Source organism: Methanothermococcus jasoni, assembly GCF_049075655.1.
Classification (GTDB): Archaea; AGJL01; Methanococci; order Methanococcales; family Methanococcaceae; genus Methanofervidicoccus.
This window is the reverse complement of sequence record NZ_CP157522.1, coordinates 901670-922914: the sequence shown is the minus strand read 5'-3', so window position 1 is coordinate 922914 and position 21245 is coordinate 901670. Positions and strand designations below refer to the sequence as shown.

The window sequence follows — 21245 nt, the reverse complement described above, 5'->3', positions numbered from 1 at the left end:
TTTAGTTTCTTAATTCTTCTTTCATCCTCATGATTATTTCTGAGGAATTTAAATTTAGTTTCTGGATATTCAAAAACTTTTCATCTATTTTGCCGAGTTTTACCTTTTTTGTGGAATAATATCTATCTATTTTCGATAACTCTTCTTTTAATTTTTCCCGCTCCACTTCCCTATTCATTATTATTGTATCATGGTCTAAATCTAAATTACTGTCCCGGTAGGGAACTCCAACTGTTGAAAGGGCTATTAATCGTTCATCAACTTCTGAGATTCTTTTTAAATCCCTATCTGATGAAGGATTTTTATATGCAATTGTTATACCCCTTTTTCTTCCAACGGGAGCTCCTTCTGATAGTATAAAACCAACCTCCACCAAAGCACTTCTAAAAGGAATCGATGAAGAATAGGAAATTAAAACAGCATCATCATCCATTTTTTTATAAATTTCCTTCAAAAAATCCACAGTGTATAAAACTGCATCTCTCTGTGGTGAAAACGCATCATGGAATACAATATTATATTTTTTATCCAATTTTTTAACAATTTTTCTAGCATCTCCCACATACAAATTTATTTTATTATTTTTTATGTCTTTATTTTCTATTTTTTTATTATTGCTCCTTTTATTCAAAAAATAATCTTTTATTACTTCTTTTATCAATTCATGCTCCTTATACGGAATATCCAAGCATAAAGACAAAAAAAGCGTTTCTTCACTATATTCTACCATGTCAATTTCACAGTTTTTATTAAAATGAAGTGCCGCTATGGCATTATACCCCATTCCACTACATAAATCCAATATTTTGGGATTACCCATATTTTTTAAATTTGAAGGTATTGCAAATTTCTCCACGCTTTCAGTTAGAGCTCCGATTCGTGAGTGCATGAGCTCATCTTCATCTTCCGATACCAAAGTATATGTCCCATCATCAGTTTTAACAAGCACTCCACTACTATTTAAAAGATTGTTTATCAGTTCTTTCTTAAATTCATCAATATTGTTTCCTTCTTTAAAGATATCTATATACTTTTTAATCAAGTCTAATGCAGTTTTATTTGGAAGCATTATTACACCTAATGACCGATAAATAATCCAATAATCAATAAATAAATACTATTAATATAAATAAAACTAAAATATACATTTATTTAAAAACAAAATGAAAAATAAGAATAATTATCCCAATAATACAGAATTAAATAATTAAATAATAATTAAATAATTATTTATTCTCAATTTTTTCAACAACCTTCTCAACAATCTTTTTAAATTCCTCTGTTGCGGTGCAATCAAGAGATACCATTGGAATTCCCTTATCAGATGCCTCTCTTGCTTTTATATCGAGAGGTATTCTACCTAAGAACTCAACATCCAATTCCTTAGCTGCTTTTTCACCGCCGCCTTTTCCAAATATATCGACAACCTTATTACAGTGCGGACATACAAAACCGCCCATGTTTTCCACTATACCAATTATAGGAATATTTGTAGTTTTTGCCATTGTTATGGATTTTCTTGCATCAAGAACTGCCACTTCCTCAGGGGTTGTGACGATAATCACCCCATCAATATCTGGGATAGATTGCATAATTGTGATTTGAATATCTCCTGTTCCCGGTGGGGTATCTATTAATAAATAGTCGAGCTCACCCCAAACAACATCACTTAAAAACTGCCTAATGGCACCACTTATCTTTGGACCTCTCCAAATCACAGGGGTATTTTTATCAGGCAAGAAATAACTAATTGACATTGTTTTTATTCCCTCTGGTGTTGTAATGGGGTATATTCCATTTTCATCAGCGAAAGGTTGGATATCTTCTACACCAAGCATTTTAGGAATGTTTGGGCCATGTATATCGCCATCCAAAATACCAACTTTTTTACCCATGGCGCTTAATGTGGCTGCTAAATTTACTGTAACTGTTGATTTACCTACGCCACCTTTACCACTTAAAATGGCTATTTTGTGTTTTATTTTCCCCATATTCTCTCTTATTTTTGCATTCTGCATCTCCATAGCCTTCTTAGCATCTGAACATGAGCTACTTGAAGAGCAGGAATCACATTTTCCATCGCATTCTGCCATAACATCACCAAATAATTTTTATTTAATATTGCTGCTACACATATAAAAACATTGCATCTATGCCATCAATCTGTTAAACTAAATCTACAAATATACATTTTAAAAAAATGATAAAATTATTGATAAGATTATTAAATGATATATTACATTCTCCCCATTCCTGCTCCACACCTTCTACCTCTTCCAGCACCAAATCCTCTTCCTCCTTCATCAACTCTATGAATATATACATTAGGAGCTCCGCAGTGTGGGCATACCTCAGGTTTTGGAATACCGTATGGAACCTCAATAATCCTACCGCATTTTGAACATTGGAACTTTTTCATGTCTGCCATGGTGCTGCCTCATTTCTGTTTTTATTTTACATTTTTACTCTTTTTTTAAAGATTCTTTCAATTTAGCTATTTCCTCTTCTAAATACTTCTTTTCTTCTTCCAAATATCTCAACCTATCTGATAATTCAGTTTCAGGAGTTGTCTCTGGTGCATCATACCCATATACTGCCGTAGCAGGCACTACTGCACCAGTTCTTCTATCCCTATAATATGCGTGCGGCCCAAGTCCGCATCTGCATGCTCCAACATATTCATATTTTTCATTGCAATTTGGTATAGTGCGAGCTCCTGCAAAATGTCTGAAACCGAAGAAGCCCCTACCTCTAAATCCTCTCCCAAATCCAAACATTATATCACCTTTTAGTTTTTTTGTAAGTATATTTATTATTCTTATAATATATCCCATATGTGCTAAAATATATAAAGTTTTAGTTTTTATGTAATATATTGCCATAATAACACACAATTATAATAAAAAAATTATAATAAAAAATAAATAAACAAAAATAAAGAATAAAGAATAAAAAATAAGAATGAAAGATAAAATAGATTATAGATTTTGATTTAACAATATTTCAACGATAGTTTCACCGCTGTTCCCATCACCAAATGGATTTTTCCAATTTCTCTCTTTTTTTAGCATTAACTCAATTCCATTGATAATTTTTTCTATATCTGCCCCAACCAAAATATTGCTCCCAACATTTATTGTTTCTGGTCTCTCTGTATTGTCCCGCAGTGTGATACATGGAACTTTTAAAATACAGGCTTCTTCTTGAACTCCGCCACTATCAGTCAAAATTAATTTTGCATTTTTTTCAAGCATTAAAAACTCCAAATACCCAACCGGTTCAATTATTTTTATGTTTTTGTTATTTTTTATTTCATCAAACAAATTATATTTTTTTAATCTATTTTCTGTCCTTGGATGGATGGGAAAAACGATTTTGTTGTTGTGGTATTTTGTTATTTCACCTATTGCTTTAATTATATTTTTCAATCGCTCTTTATTGTCCGTATTTTCTGCTCTGTGAATGGTTAATAAGAAATAGTCCTCTCCATTGGATAATGTTTTTATAAAGTTCTTTATATCATCCCTTTCCTCAGCAATCTTGATGTTTTGAAGTGTGGCATCTACGATTGTATTGCCCACAACAAAAATCTTTTCCTGTTCAATACCTTCTTTCAATAGGTTTTCTTTTGCAATCTCCGTTGGAGTAAATAAGTAATCACATACATGGTCGGTAAGAACTCTATTTATTTCCTCAGGCATGTTTCTATCGTAGCTCCTTAAACCAGCCTCAACATGTGCCACTTTTATTTTCAATTTTGATGATGCGAGAGCTCCTGCAAGAACAGTATTTGTGTCCCCCTGAACAATCACTACATCAGGTTTTTCTTTTATCAAAATTTTTTCAATACCTTCGAGCATTTTTGCCGTTTGTTCTCCGTGTGTTCCAGAACCAACATTTAAATTGTAATTTGGAGATGGAAGATTCAATTCTTTAAAAAAGATTTTATCCATATTTTCAGAATAATGCTGATTGGTGTGAATAATAAAATAATTTATATTTCCAATACTACCATTAGTATTATTAATATCATTATGGGCATTATTTAGTCCATCAACTTTTAATTTTTTTAATCTTTCCAGTTTTCTTACAATGGAAGACAATTTTATTATCTCTGGACGTGTTCCAAGTATTATTCCAATCTTCATATAAGCACCCAAAATTAATTATTTAAACACTCCATGTTGTTCCATCACCCAACAACTTAACCTCAAATCCTGACTCTTTCCAAATATTATGATTTAAAACATTTCTAGTATCTATTACAATTTTGTTTCTCATTAATTTGGATATTTCAGATATATCGTCCTTTTCAAAATTCTTAAACTCATCATGGTCTGTTAATACTATAATGCAGTCTGAATTACTGATGCAATCCTCCAATTTATTCAAAGGATATTCAAAAATCTTAGCATGGGGGTCATATATTGAAACTTCAAAATTATTTGATAAAAGACATTCTATTACCTTTTTTGCAGGGCTTTCTCTTGTATCATCCACATTTCCCTTATAGGTTACTCCAAATATACTAACTTTTGGATTATCAATATTTAATTTTTTAAATTCTTCCACGATTAAATTGCAAACATATTTTGGCATATTATCGTTTAATTCCCTTGCCCTTTTTATAAGGTCAGCATTTTTAGATTTTTCCACTATAAACCATGGGTCTATACTTATACAGTGTCCTCCGACCCCAGGTCCAGGATTCAATATATTTACTCTCGGGTGCTTATTTGCAAGATTTATGGCATCCCAAACATTAACATCCATTTCATTACATACCTTCGCAAATTCGTTTGCAAGTGCTATATTTACATCCCTATATGTGTTTTCCATTAATTTTACCATTTCTGCGGTGGTTGAATTTGTTAAGTATATATTCCCATCTACAAAAGATTCGTATATTTCCTTTGCGAGCTCCGCGGATTCCTCATTTATGCCACCTATTATTCTATCATTTTCCACGAGTTCCTTTAATATCTTCCCAGGTAACACCCTTTCTGGACAGTATGCCATATATATATCTTTATCAATTAAATTATAAATCATTTCAGTTGTTTTTGGTGGGATTGTGCTCTCTATTAATACAAGATTTCCATCTTTTAAATGGGGTTTTATGTTCTCAACAGCACTTAAAACATAGGTTAAATCACATTTTGGAGCTCCACCCTCTTTTTTTAGAGGCGTTGGAACGCAGATTATAAATGCATCTGCTTCTTCGGGTTCTACCTTAACTTTTAAATTCCCGGAATTTATGGCGCCCTTCACAAGTGTCATCAAACCCTGCTCGTCAATTATTAATTCTTCATTTTTTATAGCTTCCACTCTTTTTTTATCAATATCCACTCCTACAACACTATAACCATGATTTGCAAGCATTGAAGCTGTCGGTAGTCCGATATATCCCAATCCAATCACACAAATTTTATTGATTTTTTTCTGTTTAGTGCCGATAGTATCCAATTGTTTCATCCAATCACCAATATATTAATTAAAACGAAAAAAATATGTAAAATTATTCTTTGAAAAGTTTTTTAGCCAATATATCTGCCCATGAAGCCTCCGTAACAACGCTCAATAATATTGTCATGAATGTTGCCACAAGTATGGAACCTGCAATCTCCTGTGCCGGCATATATTTCACGATTTCCTGTGGAATTAGATGCGGGTTTTCCATTATTGCAGCATATACTGTTGCAGATAATGCAGCTGGAACCACTCCTCTGGGACCCTCCAATGCAAAATACAATCTCTCCTTTAATGGACTGGCAGGAGGTAGCGAAGTTGCAATAAATACGCCTATTGGTCTCGCAACAAATATTGAACCTATTGCACACATCAGTCCGACGAACCAGTAATTTGTAAGAATAGAAAAACTAATACTTGCCCCTAAAAATACAAAAATTAATATTCTTGTCACAGTAGATAAATCCTCACAAAATCCTACTATGTTTTCCACATTTTTAGATTTTTTAGGGTATTTTGTGAGAGTGTTTCCAAGATAAAGTCCCATTATCGCTACTGCCATGAATCCACTTATTTCGTAGCCAGTAAAGTGTGGAAATATCTCGTCTCCAAAATACCACAGTGCCATAGCCATACCAATACTGAGAGGTGCCACATATTCTTTAAAATCACAGCTTAAAATGGCTTTTTCAAATATTTTTCCACCAATAAGTCCAAGGATTATTCCACCAACTGCAAGACTTAAAAAATTAAGTATTGGATTGACTGTTTCAGCCAAACCCATCATGGCTAAAATTATGGTTGTAGCCACAATACCAAGTGGGTCATTAAATACACTCTCAGCTTCAAGAGTTATTGCCAACTCTGGATTAATGTTTGATTTAGAAAATATTGGCATCAATGTTGCAGGGTCAGTAGCACATGTTATGGCACCATATAAATACCCTATTGGGTTGAAATATGGAATTTTAAATATCATATTGTAAATGAGTCCAGAAATTCCCAATACACCAATCAATGCAATAGTATCCAATTTTAAAACAGTTTTTAAAACTCTTTTTAATACAATCCATCTCATTTCAAATGCTCCACCCAATAAAATAATTATTAATCCTATATTGGCAACATATCCAAAAATATCCTGAGCATAACTTGTGGAGATAATCCCCAAAAAAGGACCTACAATTAAACCATATATCAAAAGTAAGGGAATATCAGGAATATTTAATTTTTCCCCTATTTTTGCAATTATTGAACCGGATATTAGCAATAATGAAATATATCCAATTGTAGTGGCTAATCCCATTTAAAACACCTTATTTTTCTTCTTTGTTTTTCTAAATGACATGATTAAATAAAAAGACCATGTGTTTTATATGCAACATAACAAACGAAAGATTATTTCTCGTGTTTATACTCAATCAGACAATTGGTGCAACATACAGTAAAAGTAATAACTACTCTTTAAACATATTGCCTACGGCATATTAATTTATGGAGCATGGAGGTTAAATTTCCAATGGACTGCATTATTGTTTAAATACAAATTAACATTTCAAAATAATTAATAAATGTTTCTGTATTATTATAATATATTTCACCATAAGGCTGACTTATTTATATACCATCTTGAATTATATTCTAAAACACAACTATATAATCTTTTAACTTTATAAATCTTATCGACATATACTTATTTTTTATATATAACATTAGTGGTTTTTTCAAAATATATATTTATTCTTCATCACCGGTGAATCATAAATCGTTAAATATTTATACACTAAAACCCTTTGAAATTATAATCCATATTGATAATTTTTATGAGCATGATAAATAATAAATATTTAATATTAATATTAAAATTAACCAAATAGAATATAGAATGGTGAGTTCATGATTTTGCTTGTTAGTCCAAAAGATATTAACGAAGCTGTTGAAGCAATCAATGGTGGAGCAGATATAATTGATGTCAAAAATCCACCAGAAGGTTCATTAGGTGCAAACTTTCCGTGGGTAATAAAAGAAACAAGAGAAATTACTCCAAAAAACTTACTTGTTAGTGCAGCTATCGGAGATGTTCCATACAAGCCGGGAACTGTTGCACTTGCTGCACTTGGAGCTGCCATGAGTGGTGCAGATTATATAAAAGTAGGACTATATGGAACAAAGTCATACAGTGAAGCTGTGGATTTAATGGAAAAAGTTGTTAAGGCAGTTAAAGGCATAGATGAAAATAAAATTGTTGTAGCTGCGGGATACGCCGATGCTTATAGAGTTGGAGCAGTTGAACCTCTCATAATCCCTAAAATTGCAAGGGATGCAGGCTGTGATGTTGCAATGTTAGATACTGCGGTTAAAGATGGTAAAACATTATTTGACCATTTGAATGAAAAACTACTGGCTGAATTTGTTGAAGAATCTCACTCTTACAATCTAAAATGTGCATTGGCGGGCTCCATAAAAAAAGAAGAAATACCGATATTAAAAGATATAAACTGTGATATTGTGGGAGTTAGGGGGGCAGCATGCACAAAAGGAGATAGGAACAACGGTACTATAAAAAGCGAGCTCGTAAAAGAACTTGTTGAATTATGCAAAAAATAATTATTTTTAATTTTTTTATAATTTTATATATTTTATGCCCCTGTGGGTTAGCTAGGATATGCTCGCGAACTGCGGATTCGCGGACCCGGGTTCAAATCCCGGCAGGGGCGTTATGTTTTAACATTTTAAAATGGAATTATATGTTTCTCTTTTTGCACATTAGTCCTAAATTTTTTATCTAAATGTCGGCGAGAAGACTCCATCCGTTAGGGTGGAGATGATAGCCGACCAAAAAAATATAAATACTATGGCATAAAAATAACTTAGCATAAATAATATATCGTGGTAAAATGCTAACAGCTTACAAGTTCAGATTATACCCCAATAAAGGACAAAGAACACTAATCCACAAGCACATTGGAGCATGTAGATTCATCTATAACTGGGCATTAAACCTCAAAATCCAAACTTATGAACAAACAGGAAAGGCAATATCACGATTCCAATTAAATAAAACAATCAAAACACTAAAAAAAGAATTCCCATGGTTAAAAGAAATAAACTCCCAATCATTACAGGGGGCAACTCTGAACTTGGAGAGGGCATTTACCAACTTTTTCAGAAAAAAAGCATCGTTCCCAAAGTTCAAAACTAAAAAACATCCAAGACAATCCTTCCAAATTCCGCAACATTATAAAGTGGACTGGGAGAATAACAAAGTATTTCTACCCAAAATAGGATGGGTTAAAGCTAAACTCCACAGGAAATTCGAAGGAGAAATGAGAACAGTAACTATCTCAAAAACTCCAACAGGTAAATACTTCATAAGTATTATGGTAGAGGATGGAAAACCAATTCCAAACAAGCAACCATTTGATGAAAAAACCACAATAGGTATCGATTTAGGTATTACTCACTTTTGCATATTATCAAACGGTGAGAAAATAGATAATCCAAAGCATCTCAAAAAGAGTTTGCAGAGGTTAAAAGTATTACAAAAAAGACTTTCAAGAAAACAAAAAGGTTCTAAAAACCGAGAGAAAGCAAGACTAAAACTTGCTAAACTTCATGAAAAAATTGTTAATCAAAGGAACGACTTCCAACACAAACTCTCTTTTAAATTAATTGGCGACAGCAAAAATCGAAGATTTTTGTGTCCTGCAAATCTTTGATTTGCACGGAAAACCAAGCCATAGCGTTGGAAGATTTGAATGTTAAAGGAATGGTTAAGAATCACAATTTAGCCCAATCAATTCTTGATGTAGCATGGTCTTCTTTTGTATCTAAACTAATGTATAAAGCTGAGAAGTTTGGAAAGACCATAATAAAAATAGGTAGGTTTGAACCTTCCAGTAAAATATGCTCTGTTTGTGGGTATTATAATGGTAATTTGGACTTAAAGAATAGAGTTTGGAAGTGTCCTGTCTGCAATACTGAGCATGATAGGGATGTTAATGCGGCGGTTAATATTAAAAAGTTTGCTTTAAATAAACAGAATCTGATTGGGTTGTAATACTATTATGCACCTGTGGAACACGGGGGTGAGCCTGTTTAACAAATCTTTGATTTGTTAAATCGTATAAATTTCCGTAAGGAAATTTTGAGATCTGACATGCTCCGTTGGGAGATGGATGATGCAGGAAGCCCCTCTCGTAAGGAGGGGTAGTTCACAATACTTAATGTTAAATATCATTAATAACATTGATAAAATGATAAGACCTATTTTGGTGATATTATGATAGTCTGGTATGGGCATTCCTGCTTTAAGGTTGATAATGTTTTAATAGACCCGTTTGTTCCAAATCCATTATGTAATCTCCCTTATGATGAGATTATGAAGAATGTGGAAGTTATAGCAGTAACCCATGGACATGCTGACCACTTGGGAAATGCGGCGGAGCTCTCAAAAAAATATAATATTCCGGTAGTTTCAAATCATGAAATATCTGTATATCTATCTAATAAAGGAGTAAATGCAGAAGGTATGAACATTGGGGGAACTATTGCCCTAAACAACTCAAAATTAACAATGGTTAAGGCAGAACATTCCTCAGATATCGATGTAAATACCCCTGGTGGAATAGCATCAGGATATATTATAAATGACAGAGTATATCATGCAGGAGATACGGGATTATTTGGTGATATGAAACTTATAGCTGAACTATACAGTCCAGATATCGCATTACTTCCAGTGGGTGGAAGATACACCATGGGGCCAGAAGAAGCATTAAAAGCAATTGAATATTTAAAGCCAAAAATATTTATTCCTATGCACTACAATACATTCCCGGCAATTGAGCAAGATATCTCAGATTTAGTAAAAAAAGTAAAAGATATTGGTGTTGAAGTAATTACTCCTGAAATCGGAGCTCCGATTGATTTATAAATTAACGTTTTTTGTATTTTTTATTATATCTTATTTTATAACTTTTTTATAACTTTAACATTCTCATTATTCTCCAATTCAACAATCATGGTTTCTTCATTTTTATACATGCCATTTAATAATGCTAAAACACAGGCTTTTGTTCCGTTTCTATCGGAACCTGCAATAACCATTATCTTATAATCTGGATTGTATGGGTTTTTTATAATCTGAATAACTCCCCTATTTTTTCCAGGATTTTCGTTGGTTATAGGTATTTCTAGATTATTTTCTATCTTTTTTGTTATGTTGTTGGATACCGGACCCCCAATTAGTATCAAATCGCTGTCTGTATTCAAGATATTGCTATCTAAAACAACGTCTGGAACAAAATAATCTGTTATATTAGTGTATTCCCTTCCATCTTTATACAAATACAGTTTATCGCCTTTTCTAACCGCAAATATATTATCTCCAAGATATTTTGTTTCATCAATATCTTCTTTATTTATTTCGTAATTATTCTTATAAAATACATCGAAGTAAGTTAATCCATCAGTAGTATTTACTAATTTTATACTGTAATTAAATATATTAAAGGCCTTTTGAAGATTTTCCGGATTTTTATAATTCAAAATTATTCCATTACTGTCAATATTAACTTCAAAACTATTATTCAATTTAAAATCTTCATTATCTATCAATTTAACCGTATTATATATTTTGAACGAAAAAATGTGGCCCTTTCCATGCTCGCTCAAATTTTCATAATATATTGATATGTCTGAATTCGCAATATCCACTAACTCCCCTTTATTTATTTTTACATTATTTTCCAATGGATTGCCGTCCTTTAAAATATCCAATAATAATTCACTGCCATCAAAAGATACTGCCTTTAAAATAACCTTATAGTTCTTGTATTCAAATGAATTATTTGTAGATATGTTTTTAACTTCATCAGTAAGGACTATTTCATCATTTGTATGTTTGAGTATCTTATAAGATTTACCTAAAAAAAGTATTTCATCATTACCATCTAATTTTTCAATATATTCAACCTTATGGTATTTAATACCATTAATGGTATCCTTATCTCTTTTAAATTCTACATACAACCTCTCCCCACTATTTTCAATTTCAAAGCTATTATTTGCAGGGATGTTGTAATGTATGTTCTCATTAATTGTTATTTTATCATCAACAACTTGAATTTTTTTATGGAGATAGAGCTCATCCATAATCAGTTTAGCATATGGTGCATCGGGACTGTCTTTATTCACTACGACTAATGGATTATTGTCTAAACCCATGGCGGAGCTCGAAAATATTGCCATACAAAAACCTATCAATATCAAGAATTTCATCTTCATTCAATCACCCAAATATTTATAATATTTTAAGAATATACTTCACCATATATTTGTAAAATATTTCTTATGATTATATAAATACTTTACAAGATTGTGGTGATATATTGAACAGCAAAAACCAATTGAATGAGACCCCTACGAAATCTGACCCTACACTATCGCTCCAATTAAAAAACAAATTAATATCCCTTTTAAAAGAAGTCCAATGTGTAAAATTTGGCGAATTCATTCTGGCTTCTGGAAAAAAAAGCAATTATTATGTGGATATTAAAAAAGCCACTACAAACCCAAGGGTTTTAAAAACTGCTGCACAATTGATAAAATCCTATTTAAACGATGAATTAAACGAAAACTTAAAAATTGCAGGCGTTGAATTAGGCTCAGTTCCAATAGCCACAGCAGTATCTATTGAAACAGAAAAAGATTTAATTATTATAAGAAAAAAGGCAAAAGATTACGGAACTAAAAACAAAATTGAAGGAACATTGAATGAAAACGATAAAGTAATTGTTGTGGAAGACGTTACAACCACAGGTGGAAGTGTTGCAAAAGCCGTAGATGAAATTAGAAAAAACGGAGGAGTTGTCGAAAAGGTATTTGTAATAGTAGATAGAATGGAAGGTGCAAAGGAAAATTTAAAAAATATGGATGTTGAATTGATTCCTCTTGTAAATGTTGATGAATTGAAAGATTAATTAGACGAAATGCTTCGCATTTCGTTGCTTTTCCGAACGAAAGTGGGGAAAACTTAAAACCGTAGGTTTTAGGTCGCTTGCTACCGCAAGCGATATCAATATATTTACGATAAACCGCCGAGAAAGCCAACGATTTTAATCGTTATACAAAACATAGTTTTGTAAAATCTCTTACGAGATTGGATGAGAGGCGGACATTATATCGGCTAGTAAGTAGTAAAATATAAATATGAGACGATTAATAGTAAGTAACGCTACCAGTACAAGTATCTATGGGTAGGGTTAGTGAAAACTCTACCGCTGGTAGTGGTTGGATGTTCAAAAGGTAGCCCTGAATCTCCTAAACGGGGATAGGGGTAGTGGGCTTGGCCACCCGTGTAGGGTTAAACCCTACTAAAGAACCCCACGACTTTAGTCGTGGGAGTAGGTCAGTTTTTTATATTATAGGCATTTATTCCAATCTTAATCGCTATCGCCTTTTTTATTACCCTCGCCAACAACGCTTAATTTTCTCAATTTATTGTAGAAGTTATATCCTTTAACAAAGTATGAATAAGAATTAGATTTTCTTAAAATTATTTCATCGCCTTTTTTAGCCTCACCTTCAATATTTCCATCCACAACAACCAAGGTTGATTTTTTTAATACTTTTATTTTAATTTCAGAGTTTCCATCAACAACTATTGGACGGGAAAACAATTTAAATGGGCATATTGGAACAATTACAAAGGCATCCACCGCAGGCTCTAAAATCGGGCCTCCTGCACTTAATGAGTATGCTGTTGAACCGGTTGGAGTTGATATAATAAGACCGTCTGCCCTAACATCCTCTACAAAGTTTCCATTCACATATACTTCAAAGTGAAGCATCTTTGCAGGACTTTTTGTGACTACAACTACCTCGTTTAAAGCGTCTGGAAGTATTTTTTGGGAATTTTGGGGATTAGCATAATTGGACGAATCTGCATCTGCATTTACGGAATAACCCCCATGTTTAATTAATCCTGCACACTTTGTCCTTCTTTCAATTTCATAGTTTCCATTTATAACCTTATCTATGGCCTCAAATACTCTGTTTTTATTAAACTCCGTTAAAAAACCAACTGTGCCCATATTTATGGGAATTATCGGTATCTCATTCCCATTTATGATTCTCGAAGCTCTTAATACCGTCCCATCGCCACCAATTGATATAATATGCGATATATCATTTAAGTCATCCATAGATTCACATTTGACACATTTATCATTAAAATTCTTACAATTATTAATAATCTTACAGATTTCAGGTTCTAATGCATATTTTATATTTTTTGAATCCAAATAATTAATTACTTCAAGAACTAGGTTGATAGCATCCTCCCTGTCAATCCTTGAAATAATGCCGAATTTTGTCGGTTTCAACATCCACTTATTCCCAAATATTCCAACAAATTTTTTATGGAGTGCATTATTTGAACAAATTAGGGATGTTTTTTCATAGACATTTAAACCCATATTTATTGGTTTTCCATCATTATCTGTAATTATTCCCCCAGATTCTCTAAGCACCACATAACCTCCTGCAATATCACACAATCTTGTAGTTTTATTTACATTTATGAATGCATCCAGAGCTCCCCTAGCAACATAGCACATTTCCAATGCTGCGGAACCGAAAATCCTTATTCTTTTTACCATTCTATCTTTTATAAAATCCAGAGTATTGGTTGTTAAGCCATATGCAAAAACCCCAACAGAAGCATCTTTCAAATTTTTTGTATTTGATACCATTATTTTTCTTTTTTCTCGGTGAGGGTTTTCCATTATATATGCCCCTTCATTAGTTTTTGCACAATAAATATCCCCTGTTGCTATATTCTTTACCACCCCAACCTCCAAATCATTAATGGTCATATTATTAATTATGTCCTCATAAGAATCATCATCTATGGGCTTTTTCTGATTTCCCAATTTAGATTTTAAACTCCCCATGGCTATTGAAACCGAATATATCGGAATATCATTTAGAGCATTATATGTTCCATCAATAGGGTCTAAAACAATGACATATTCGGGAATCCCATTGCCTATCTTTTTAAAACCTATTTCTTCACTTATCAATATAGCACTGCAATATTTTTCAATGGAATTTATGGCTATGTTTTCTGCTATCATATCTATTCTTTTAGTTGGTGTTCCATCTGCCCCAATTTTTACAATTTCGTCGGATTTTTCCCATCCAATTAGAGGTTTCACCCCTTTTTCAATATTCTCCGCCACATTTATGGCTATATCAAGCATGTCCATTGTTTCACCAAAAAATACATTAATTCCTATTTAACCACTCTTTCACACCAATATACCATTCATCCAAAAGTCGTTCCATAAGTTCCTTAACTTTTTCGAACTCAACAGGTCGGTATATATATTTGTATCCCACCGTTTCCGTAACTTTTTCTCTCTCAACCAATCCGCAATTTATTAAACTTCTAAGTGCCTTTTGAACAGTTGTTCTGTCTTTGCCAATTTTATTTGCTATATCATATACGGAAGCTTCTTTTAACTCCGTAAGCTCAAGATATATTCTAATTTCTATCTCTTGAAGTCCCAATATACATCTCATTAAATCTTCAACAGTGAATTTCTGCATTCTTGCAATTATCAATTTATCCAAACTATCACCCTATCTACTATTATATTACATGTTTAAAATATACATTATTTAAATTATAATATAGCATATAGTTTAAAAAGTATAAAAATTATGAGTTAAAACCCAACATAAAAAAGAAGAGTGTTATTATGAATTGGAAGGGACATACAATATTTGGAATAATAATGGGACTGCCTTTTTTATCGTCCCCTGAACAGATTTTTTTGCTTGTTGCCGGAGCTCTGTATCCAGACTTGGACCATAATGTAAAGTCGGAAATTGTGGAGAGAGGAATATATTTTGCAGGAGCTCTTGTTTTAATAGACACTTTGATATATCTATTCAAACCTCAATATTTTGATTTAGGTCTTTTTGTTGGGGCAGTTGCTGTGTTATTGATTTATTTAATTCCACATTTTGCAAATCACAGGGGCATCACCCACACATTTTTAAGTTTGATAGTAATTTCCCCCATATTGGGATTTTTAACTTATAAAATGTCCGTGCTTTCCCCTATAATTGCAGGAATAATTGCCTTAATAATGGTTACAAATGATAAACTTCTTGGTAAGGTAATAGCAATATGTGTTTTTGTTTGGATGGGAATGTATTTAATTATTTCAGAGATTCAAAGTCCTCTTGTAAATTTCTCAGGAATGTATCATTATATCGTCCCAATAGGGTTAGGGTATTTATCCCACATAGTTGGAGATAGTTTAACTCCTGCGGGATGTAATGCATTGTATCCATCAAATTATAAATTCCGCAAAAAAGAGGCATTAATTATTATAGGTTTATGGTTTTTGGTAGTGGTTTATTTGGTGCTAAAAAAATATCTATAAAATAAATAAAAATATCAAAAATCATTTTTTTATTATTCTTCCTTATTTATTTTATTTCAACAGCATGGGCACATTTTTTAGCGTTTTCCCTTGCAGTTTCGATGTCATCAGCAGATGCCAATGCAACTCCCATCCTTCTTCCAACCTTTGCCAATGGTTTTCCAAATATTCTCAATTTTGTATTTGGCACCTTTAAAGCATCTGAAACATCGTATTGCGGAGCCCATTTGTGAATATCTGATTTTATTACATGGCTTGCTCCAGGAGTTATTAATTTTATATCAACAGGAAGTCCCAATATACTTCTAAGATGTATCTCAAACTCGCTCATATTTTGAGTAATCATTGTAACCATACCTGTATCATGAGGTCTTGGGGAGACTTCGCTAAATATTACCTCATCTCCTTTAATAAACAACTCTACACCAAATATACCACGACCCCCTAACATACTTGTTATTTTATGTGCCATATCCTGAGCTCTCTCTAATGTCTCTTCACTCATTGGATGAGGTTGCCAGCTCTCGTGGTAATCACCATCTATCTGAATATGTCCAATAGGTGGACAGAATTTTGTTCCTTCTTCGGTTCTTGCAGTTAAAAGGGTAATTTCATAATCAAATTCTATAAACTCTTCAACTATTACCTTTGTTCCAATGCCTCTTGCGGAGCTCTTTGCATAATTCCATGCCTTTTCTATGTCTTCTTCTGTTTTGATTGTGCTTTGACCTTTTCCAGAAGATGACATTATCGGTTTAACAACACAAGGCATTCCTATTTTATCCACTGCATCCTTTAACTCTTCCAATGATTCTGCAAATTCATATTTTGCAGTTCTTAAATTAAGTTTTTCAGCTGCCAATCTTCTAATACCTTCCCTATCCATTGTAATTTTCGTGGCACTGGCTGTTGGAACTACTCTATATCCAAATTCTTCCATTTCTATAAGAGTGTCCGTATTTATAGCCTCTATCTCTGGAATAATATAATCAGGAACTTCTTTTTCAATAATTGCTCTTAGGGCATCCCCATCTTTCATATCCACTACATAGCTTCTATGTGCAACCTGCATTGCAGGGGCATTTTGATAACTATCAACAGCAACACATTCTAAACCTAATCTTTGAGCTTCCAAAATTACTTCCTTACCGAGCTCACCACTACCTAATAATAATATCTTAGTTGCATTTGAAAAAAGAGGGGTTCCAATAAACATCATTTCACCAAAAAGATTAATTATATCGATATAGGTATTAAAAATATTTTAACGTTGTAAATAACCTATTGTTTCAAATAATTATTACATTATTATATTTTATATTTATTATTATTTATTTTAATTTTAATTATTATTTTATATTTGCTATATTATAGATACATGTTATTTTATATTTCAATATGATTTAATTTAATATGATTTAACTAATTAATTACTAATTGCCATAATAAAAGGTGAAAAAATGGATGATTTAAAATATATTGATTTAGAAAAGCTTGAAAAAATGTTTATGGGCACCTATTGTGATATTAGGGCAGGTTTTGGAGAATCCAATCACATAATTCTAAAAGATGGAAATATCGATGAAATTTCATCTGGTATGAGTGCAGGAGTATCTGTGAGAGTGCTTTATAAAAATGGATGGGGATATGCAACTTCAAACAAGGTAAATCTAAATGAAATAGAGGAACTAATACAAAAAGCATATAAAATTGCCAAAATTTCTAATGAGAATTCTAAAAAAACGGTGATTTTAAAGGATGTAAAAACCTATGAGGATTATGTTAAATCAAATGCAAAAATAAATCCTGAAAATATCTGCACCGACGAAAAAAAGGAATATCTAATGCTTGCACACGAGCATATGAAAAACGGCAATGACGATAAAAATAATAAAATAGTTAGCACCTCTGTGGCATATTCCGATGCCGTAGGACATTCTTTATTTATTAACAGCGAAGGAACAAGAATTGAAAATGAAAATATACGAGTTTTAATGTATATGACAGCGGTTGCAAAGGACTCTACATTGCAGTACGCCTCTGAAAGGCTTGGTGGAGATGGATTTGAAGTTATAAAAGAAGGAAACATACCTCAAAAAGCAGAAAATGCAAAAAATAGGGCGTTAAGATTACTTAGTGCTAAACCATGTCCAAAAGGGGAGTTCAATGTAATCCTTGACCCGGAGCTCGCAGGTGTATTTATCCATGAGGCGGTTGGTCATGCCTCAGAGGCTGATTTAGTTTTGCAGAATGACAGCGTATTTAAGGATAAAATCGGAGAAGTTGTTGGAAGCGAATATGTAACTGTAATCGATAATCCATTGATAGAAGGTTCTTTTGGATACTATAAATACGATAGTGAAGGAGTAAAGGGAAGCGAAACCAAAATAATTGAAAATGGAGTTTTAAAAAACTACCTTCACACCCGAGAGACTGCGGGAAGGTTGAATATGGAAACCACTGGAAACGCAAGAGCTCAGGGATTAAACAAACCTATTGTTAGAATGAGCAACACCTACATACAGCCGGGAGATTGGAAATTTGATGAACTCCTACAAGATACAAAAAACGGTATATTTTTAAAAGGTTCAAGGGGAGGTCAGGTTGATACAGGAAAGGGATTATTCCAATTCAATGCAGTTGAGGCTTTTTTAATTGAAAATGGGGAATTAACTACGCCTTTAAGAGATGCAGGTCTTAGTGGTGAAATATTAGACATTCTTCATAATATAGACGCAGTATCCGACGAATTTAAATTGAGCGTTGGATACTGCGGTAAAAATGGTCAGAGCGTTCCAGTTGGGGATGGTGGTGGAAGTGTGAGAACTAAAACTATATTAAGTTAATAAAATCAGATAAAAACTTCAATTTATATATACTCTGTCTGCTTCACTCACTCAAAAACGAAAATAGGAGTATAAAAAAAGAATAAAAAGTAAAATTTACTTAAAAATATAAAGATATAAAATTAAAATCAAGGTAATAAATAAAATTGAGGTATTATTATGATTCTAATAAAAGGAGCTCTAATAAACAACACCATACAGGATTTATTAATTGATGGAAATAAAATAAAAAGAATAGGAAAAAATCTGATAGATAAAGAAAACCTAAATGAAAAGGATTTAAAGATAATAGATGGTAAAAATAAAATGGCAATTCCCGGACTTGTAAATACACATACACACATACCTATGACACTTTTTAGGGGAGTTGCCGATGATTTGCCACTTATGGAATGGTTGAACGATTACATCTGGAAAATGGAGGCAAAATTAAACGAAGATATTGTTTATGCAGGAGCTCTGCTTGGATGTATAGAAATGATTAAAAGCGGAACAACAACATTCAATGACATGTATTTTTATTTAGATGGAATAATTAAGGCAGTAAAAGAAACCGGGATTAGGAGCTTTTTGGCATATGGAATGATTGATTTATTTGATGAAGAAAAAAGAGAAAAAGAGCTTAAAACAAGTGAAGAGACCATTAAACAAATAAAAAAACTGAACGACCAAAGGATAAACCCTGTGTTAGGACCTCATGCACCATATACCTGTTCAAAGGAGCTCCTAATGGAAACCCATAACATGGCTAAGGAATATGATGTTCCAATACATATTCACATGAATGAAACTCTGGACGAGATAAAAACCATAAAGGAAAAAACCGGAATGAGACCTTTTGAATACCTTAATTCCTTTGGATTCTTTGATGATGTAAAGGTAATATCCGCCCACTGCGTCCATCTTTCAGAGGATGAACTAAACATTATAAAAAATAAAAACATAGCAGTATCCCACAACCCAATAAGCAATTTAAAACTTGCCTCTGGAATAGCTCCAATTCCAAAACTTATGGAAAACGACATTTTAATCACCCTTGGAACAGATGGATGCGGAAGCAACAACAATTTAAACCTTTTCGAAGAGATAAAAACAGCTTCCCTTATTCATAAAGGAATATCATTAAATCCAACTGTTGTCAATGCCAACGAGTCATTTAATTTTGCCACAAAAAACGGAGCTCATGCCCTTGGTTTAAATGCTGGTAAGTTAGTGGAAGGAGCTCTTGCAGATATTGTTTTAGTAGATTTAGATAGACCTTATTTAATTCCAAAGGAAAATATGCACTCCCATTTAGTTTATTCATTCAACGGGAATGTAGATATAGTCATAATCGATGGAAATATTGTTTTAAATGATGGAAAAATGGTAAATATTGATGAGAAAAAAGTTTATGAAATGGCAGAAAAGGCATATTCTAAATTAATTGAATAAAAACCTTTATTTTTTAAAATATCTATTTTAAGAATATATTATTTTAATCCGCCTATAATTCTTACACTATCAGGAGTTTTGAGCTTATTCCAATTTATTGATTAATTAGTTGTAATTAACATAATATTTATATAGTAATATACAATATAAACTACCAAAAATTATATTGATGATTATGTTCAAGAATACATTTAACAAAAATATGGTTAATTATTGGTTTATAGTATCTTTTTTAATAATATCTGTAATGATATTTTTGTTTATATTCATTCCCATAATTACCATGTTATTAAATCCGGGCGATATTTCAACAGCTGTTGCGGATAAAGAGGTCATAAACTCCCTATTAGTTAGTTTAAAGGCGGCTTTTACGGCAACAATAGTAGCCCTAATATTTGGAGTGCCGTTGTCATATATTCTCTCAAAATACGAGTTCAATGGTAAAAACATTATTGAGGCAATAATAGACATACCTATGGCAATACCCCATTCTGTAATTGGTATTATGATACTAACGGTGATTTATGGAACTACCATTGGAACGGTATTAAAAAACTATGGAGTTATGATTGTAGATAATTTTTGGGGGATAGTTGTTGTAATGCTATACACTGGACTTCCATTTATGGTAAATAGTGCTAAAAATGGGTTTTCCATGATTGATGAGGAGCTCGAAAATGTTTCCCGAACTTTGGGAGCTTCGCAAATAAAAACATTTTTTAATATATCATTGCCGCTTATAAAAAATAATTTGATTTCTGGGAGTATTCTTACATTTGCCAGGGGGATTAGTGAAGTTGGGGCAATTTTAATTGTAGCATACTTTCCAAAAACTGCACCTGTGCTTATATTGGATAGGTTTAACGAATATGGACTCAGCGCATCAAAACCTATTGCTGTAATTATGATAGTTGTGAGCATATTATTATTTGCCATACTAAGGATATTCCAATCTAAAAACAATAGGGATTCATAAAATAGATAGAAAATCGGATTATCTTATTACTTTATTTGCTAAAACTAATAATTAAATGAA

18 protein-coding genes, 1 tRNA gene and 1 pseudogene are annotated in these 21245 nt (G+C 32.4%); 9 read left to right on the top strand and 11 right to left on the bottom strand.

Annotated features, from left to right (window positions below):
* Nucleotide 1: 1 nt before the first annotated feature.
* The 7 genes from Mjas_RS04850 to Mjas_RS04820 all read right to left on the bottom strand — a co-directional run bounded on the left by Mjas_RS04850 (nucleotide 2) and on the right by Mjas_RS04820 (nucleotide 6775).
* Complete coding sequence (locus Mjas_RS04850) at nucleotides 2-1069, bottom strand: MnmC family methyltransferase (protein WP_421077075.1); 1068 nt, start codon at nucleotides 1067-1069, stop codon at nucleotides 2-4.
* Between the two features lie 157 nt (nucleotides 1070-1226).
* A complete protein-coding gene (locus Mjas_RS04845) occupies nucleotides 1227-2093 on the bottom strand; it encodes an Mrp/NBP35 family ATP-binding protein (protein ID WP_421077074.1) in 867 nt (288 codons plus the stop codon).
* Nucleotides 2094-2236: 143 nt separating this feature from the next.
* Nucleotides 2237-2428: a hypothetical protein gene (locus Mjas_RS04840; RefSeq protein WP_421077073.1), complete on the bottom strand. Its 192-nt coding sequence runs from the start codon at nucleotides 2426-2428 to the stop codon at nucleotides 2237-2239.
* 34 nt (nucleotides 2429-2462) lie between these two features.
* Complete coding sequence (locus Mjas_RS04835; RefSeq protein ID WP_421077072.1) at nucleotides 2463-2777, bottom strand: hypothetical protein; 315 nt, start codon at nucleotides 2775-2777, stop codon at nucleotides 2463-2465.
* A 201-nt stretch (nucleotides 2778-2978) separates the two neighbouring features.
* Nucleotides 2979-4148 carry a non-hydrolyzing UDP-N-acetylglucosamine 2-epimerase gene (wecB, locus tag Mjas_RS04830; protein WP_421077071.1) on the bottom strand — a complete coding sequence of 390 codons (1170 nt, stop codon included), beginning with the start codon at nucleotides 4146-4148 and terminating at the stop codon, nucleotides 2979-2981.
* A gap of 22 nt (nucleotides 4149-4170) precedes the next feature.
* Nucleotides 4171-5475 (bottom strand): nucleotide sugar dehydrogenase, encoded by a 1305-nt coding sequence (locus Mjas_RS04825; RefSeq protein ID WP_421077070.1) that lies wholly within the window; start codon nucleotides 5473-5475, stop codon nucleotides 4171-4173.
* Between the two features lie 43 nt (nucleotides 5476-5518).
* The gene (locus tag Mjas_RS04820; protein WP_421077069.1) at nucleotides 5519-6775 is read right to left on the bottom strand and encodes a cation:proton antiporter; all 1257 of its coding nucleotides are present in this window, start codon (nucleotides 6773-6775) and stop codon (nucleotides 5519-5521) included.
* A gap of 590 nt (nucleotides 6776-7365) precedes the next feature.
* Here Mjas_RS04820 and Mjas_RS04815 point away from each other — a divergent pair.
* The 4 genes and pseudogenes from Mjas_RS04815 (at nucleotide 7366) to Mjas_RS04800 (ending at nucleotide 10405) form a co-directional block, all read left to right on the top strand.
* Nucleotides 7366-8076: a (5-formylfuran-3-yl)methyl phosphate synthase gene (locus Mjas_RS04815; protein ID WP_421077068.1), complete on the top strand. Its 711-nt coding sequence runs from the start codon at nucleotides 7366-7368 to the stop codon at nucleotides 8074-8076.
* Between the two features lie 36 nt (nucleotides 8077-8112).
* A tRNA-Arg gene (locus Mjas_RS04810) sits at nucleotides 8113-8186 on the top strand.
* A 180-nt stretch (nucleotides 8187-8366) separates the two neighbouring features.
* Nucleotides 8367-9529: pseudogene (gene tnpB, locus Mjas_RS04805) on the top strand (IS200/IS605 family element RNA-guided endonuclease TnpB).
* A 222-nt stretch (nucleotides 9530-9751) separates the two neighbouring features.
* Nucleotides 9752-10405 carry a metal-dependent hydrolase gene (locus Mjas_RS04800; RefSeq protein ID WP_421077067.1) on the top strand — a complete coding sequence of 218 codons (654 nt, stop codon included), beginning with the start codon at nucleotides 9752-9754 and terminating at the stop codon, nucleotides 10403-10405.
* 35 nt (nucleotides 10406-10440) lie between these two features.
* On the opposite strand, the gene Mjas_RS04795 is transcribed toward Mjas_RS04800, so the two are convergent.
* Complete coding sequence (locus Mjas_RS04795; RefSeq protein WP_421077066.1) at nucleotides 10441-11757, bottom strand: S-layer protein; 1317 nt, start codon at nucleotides 11755-11757, stop codon at nucleotides 10441-10443.
* Nucleotides 11758-11879: 122 nt separating this feature from the next.
* On the opposite strand from Mjas_RS04795, the gene pyrE reads away from it, so the two are divergent.
* Entirely contained in the window at nucleotides 11880-12452 is a 573-nt protein-coding gene (gene pyrE / locus Mjas_RS04790) for an orotate phosphoribosyltransferase (RefSeq protein WP_421078573.1), read from the top strand.
* Between the two features lie 462 nt (nucleotides 12453-12914).
* On the opposite strand, the gene Mjas_RS04785 is transcribed toward pyrE, so the two are convergent.
* Nucleotides 12915-14741: a bifunctional NADP phosphatase/NAD kinase gene (locus tag Mjas_RS04785; protein ID WP_421077065.1), complete on the bottom strand. Its 1827-nt coding sequence runs from the start codon at nucleotides 14739-14741 to the stop codon at nucleotides 12915-12917.
* A 19-nt stretch (nucleotides 14742-14760) separates the two neighbouring features.
* Nucleotides 14761-15108, bottom strand: coding sequence for a helix-turn-helix domain-containing protein (locus Mjas_RS04780; RefSeq protein ID WP_421077064.1), 348 nt, complete (start codon nucleotides 15106-15108; stop codon nucleotides 14761-14763).
* Between the two features lie 128 nt (nucleotides 15109-15236).
* On the opposite strand from Mjas_RS04780, the gene Mjas_RS04775 reads away from it, so the two are divergent.
* Entirely contained in the window at nucleotides 15237-15929 is a 693-nt protein-coding gene (locus Mjas_RS04775; protein ID WP_421077063.1) for a metal-dependent hydrolase, read from the top strand.
* Nucleotides 15930-15975: 46 nt separating this feature from the next.
* Here the strand turns inward: Mjas_RS04775 and purT are convergent, their stop codons facing one another.
* Nucleotides 15976-17145, bottom strand: a complete 1170-nt coding sequence (gene purT / locus Mjas_RS04770; protein WP_421077062.1) for a formate-dependent phosphoribosylglycinamide formyltransferase — start codon at nucleotides 17143-17145, stop codon at nucleotides 15976-15978.
* A gap of 244 nt (nucleotides 17146-17389) precedes the next feature.
* On the opposite strand from purT, the gene Mjas_RS04765 reads away from it, so the two are divergent.
* From Mjas_RS04765 to wtpB, 3 genes are all read left to right on the top strand, one after another.
* Nucleotides 17390-18775, top strand: a complete 1386-nt coding sequence (locus Mjas_RS04765; RefSeq protein WP_421077061.1) for a TldD/PmbA family protein — start codon at nucleotides 17390-17392, stop codon at nucleotides 18773-18775.
* 159 nt (nucleotides 18776-18934) lie between these two features.
* Entirely contained in the window at nucleotides 18935-20209 is a 1275-nt protein-coding gene (locus Mjas_RS04760) for an amidohydrolase (protein WP_421077060.1), read from the top strand.
* 175 nt (nucleotides 20210-20384) lie between these two features.
* The gene (gene wtpB / locus Mjas_RS04755; protein WP_421077059.1) at nucleotides 20385-21185 is read left to right on the top strand and encodes a tungstate ABC transporter permease WtpB; all 801 of its coding nucleotides are present in this window, start codon (nucleotides 20385-20387) and stop codon (nucleotides 21183-21185) included.
* The last annotated feature ends 60 nt before the right edge of the window (nucleotides 21186-21245 follow it).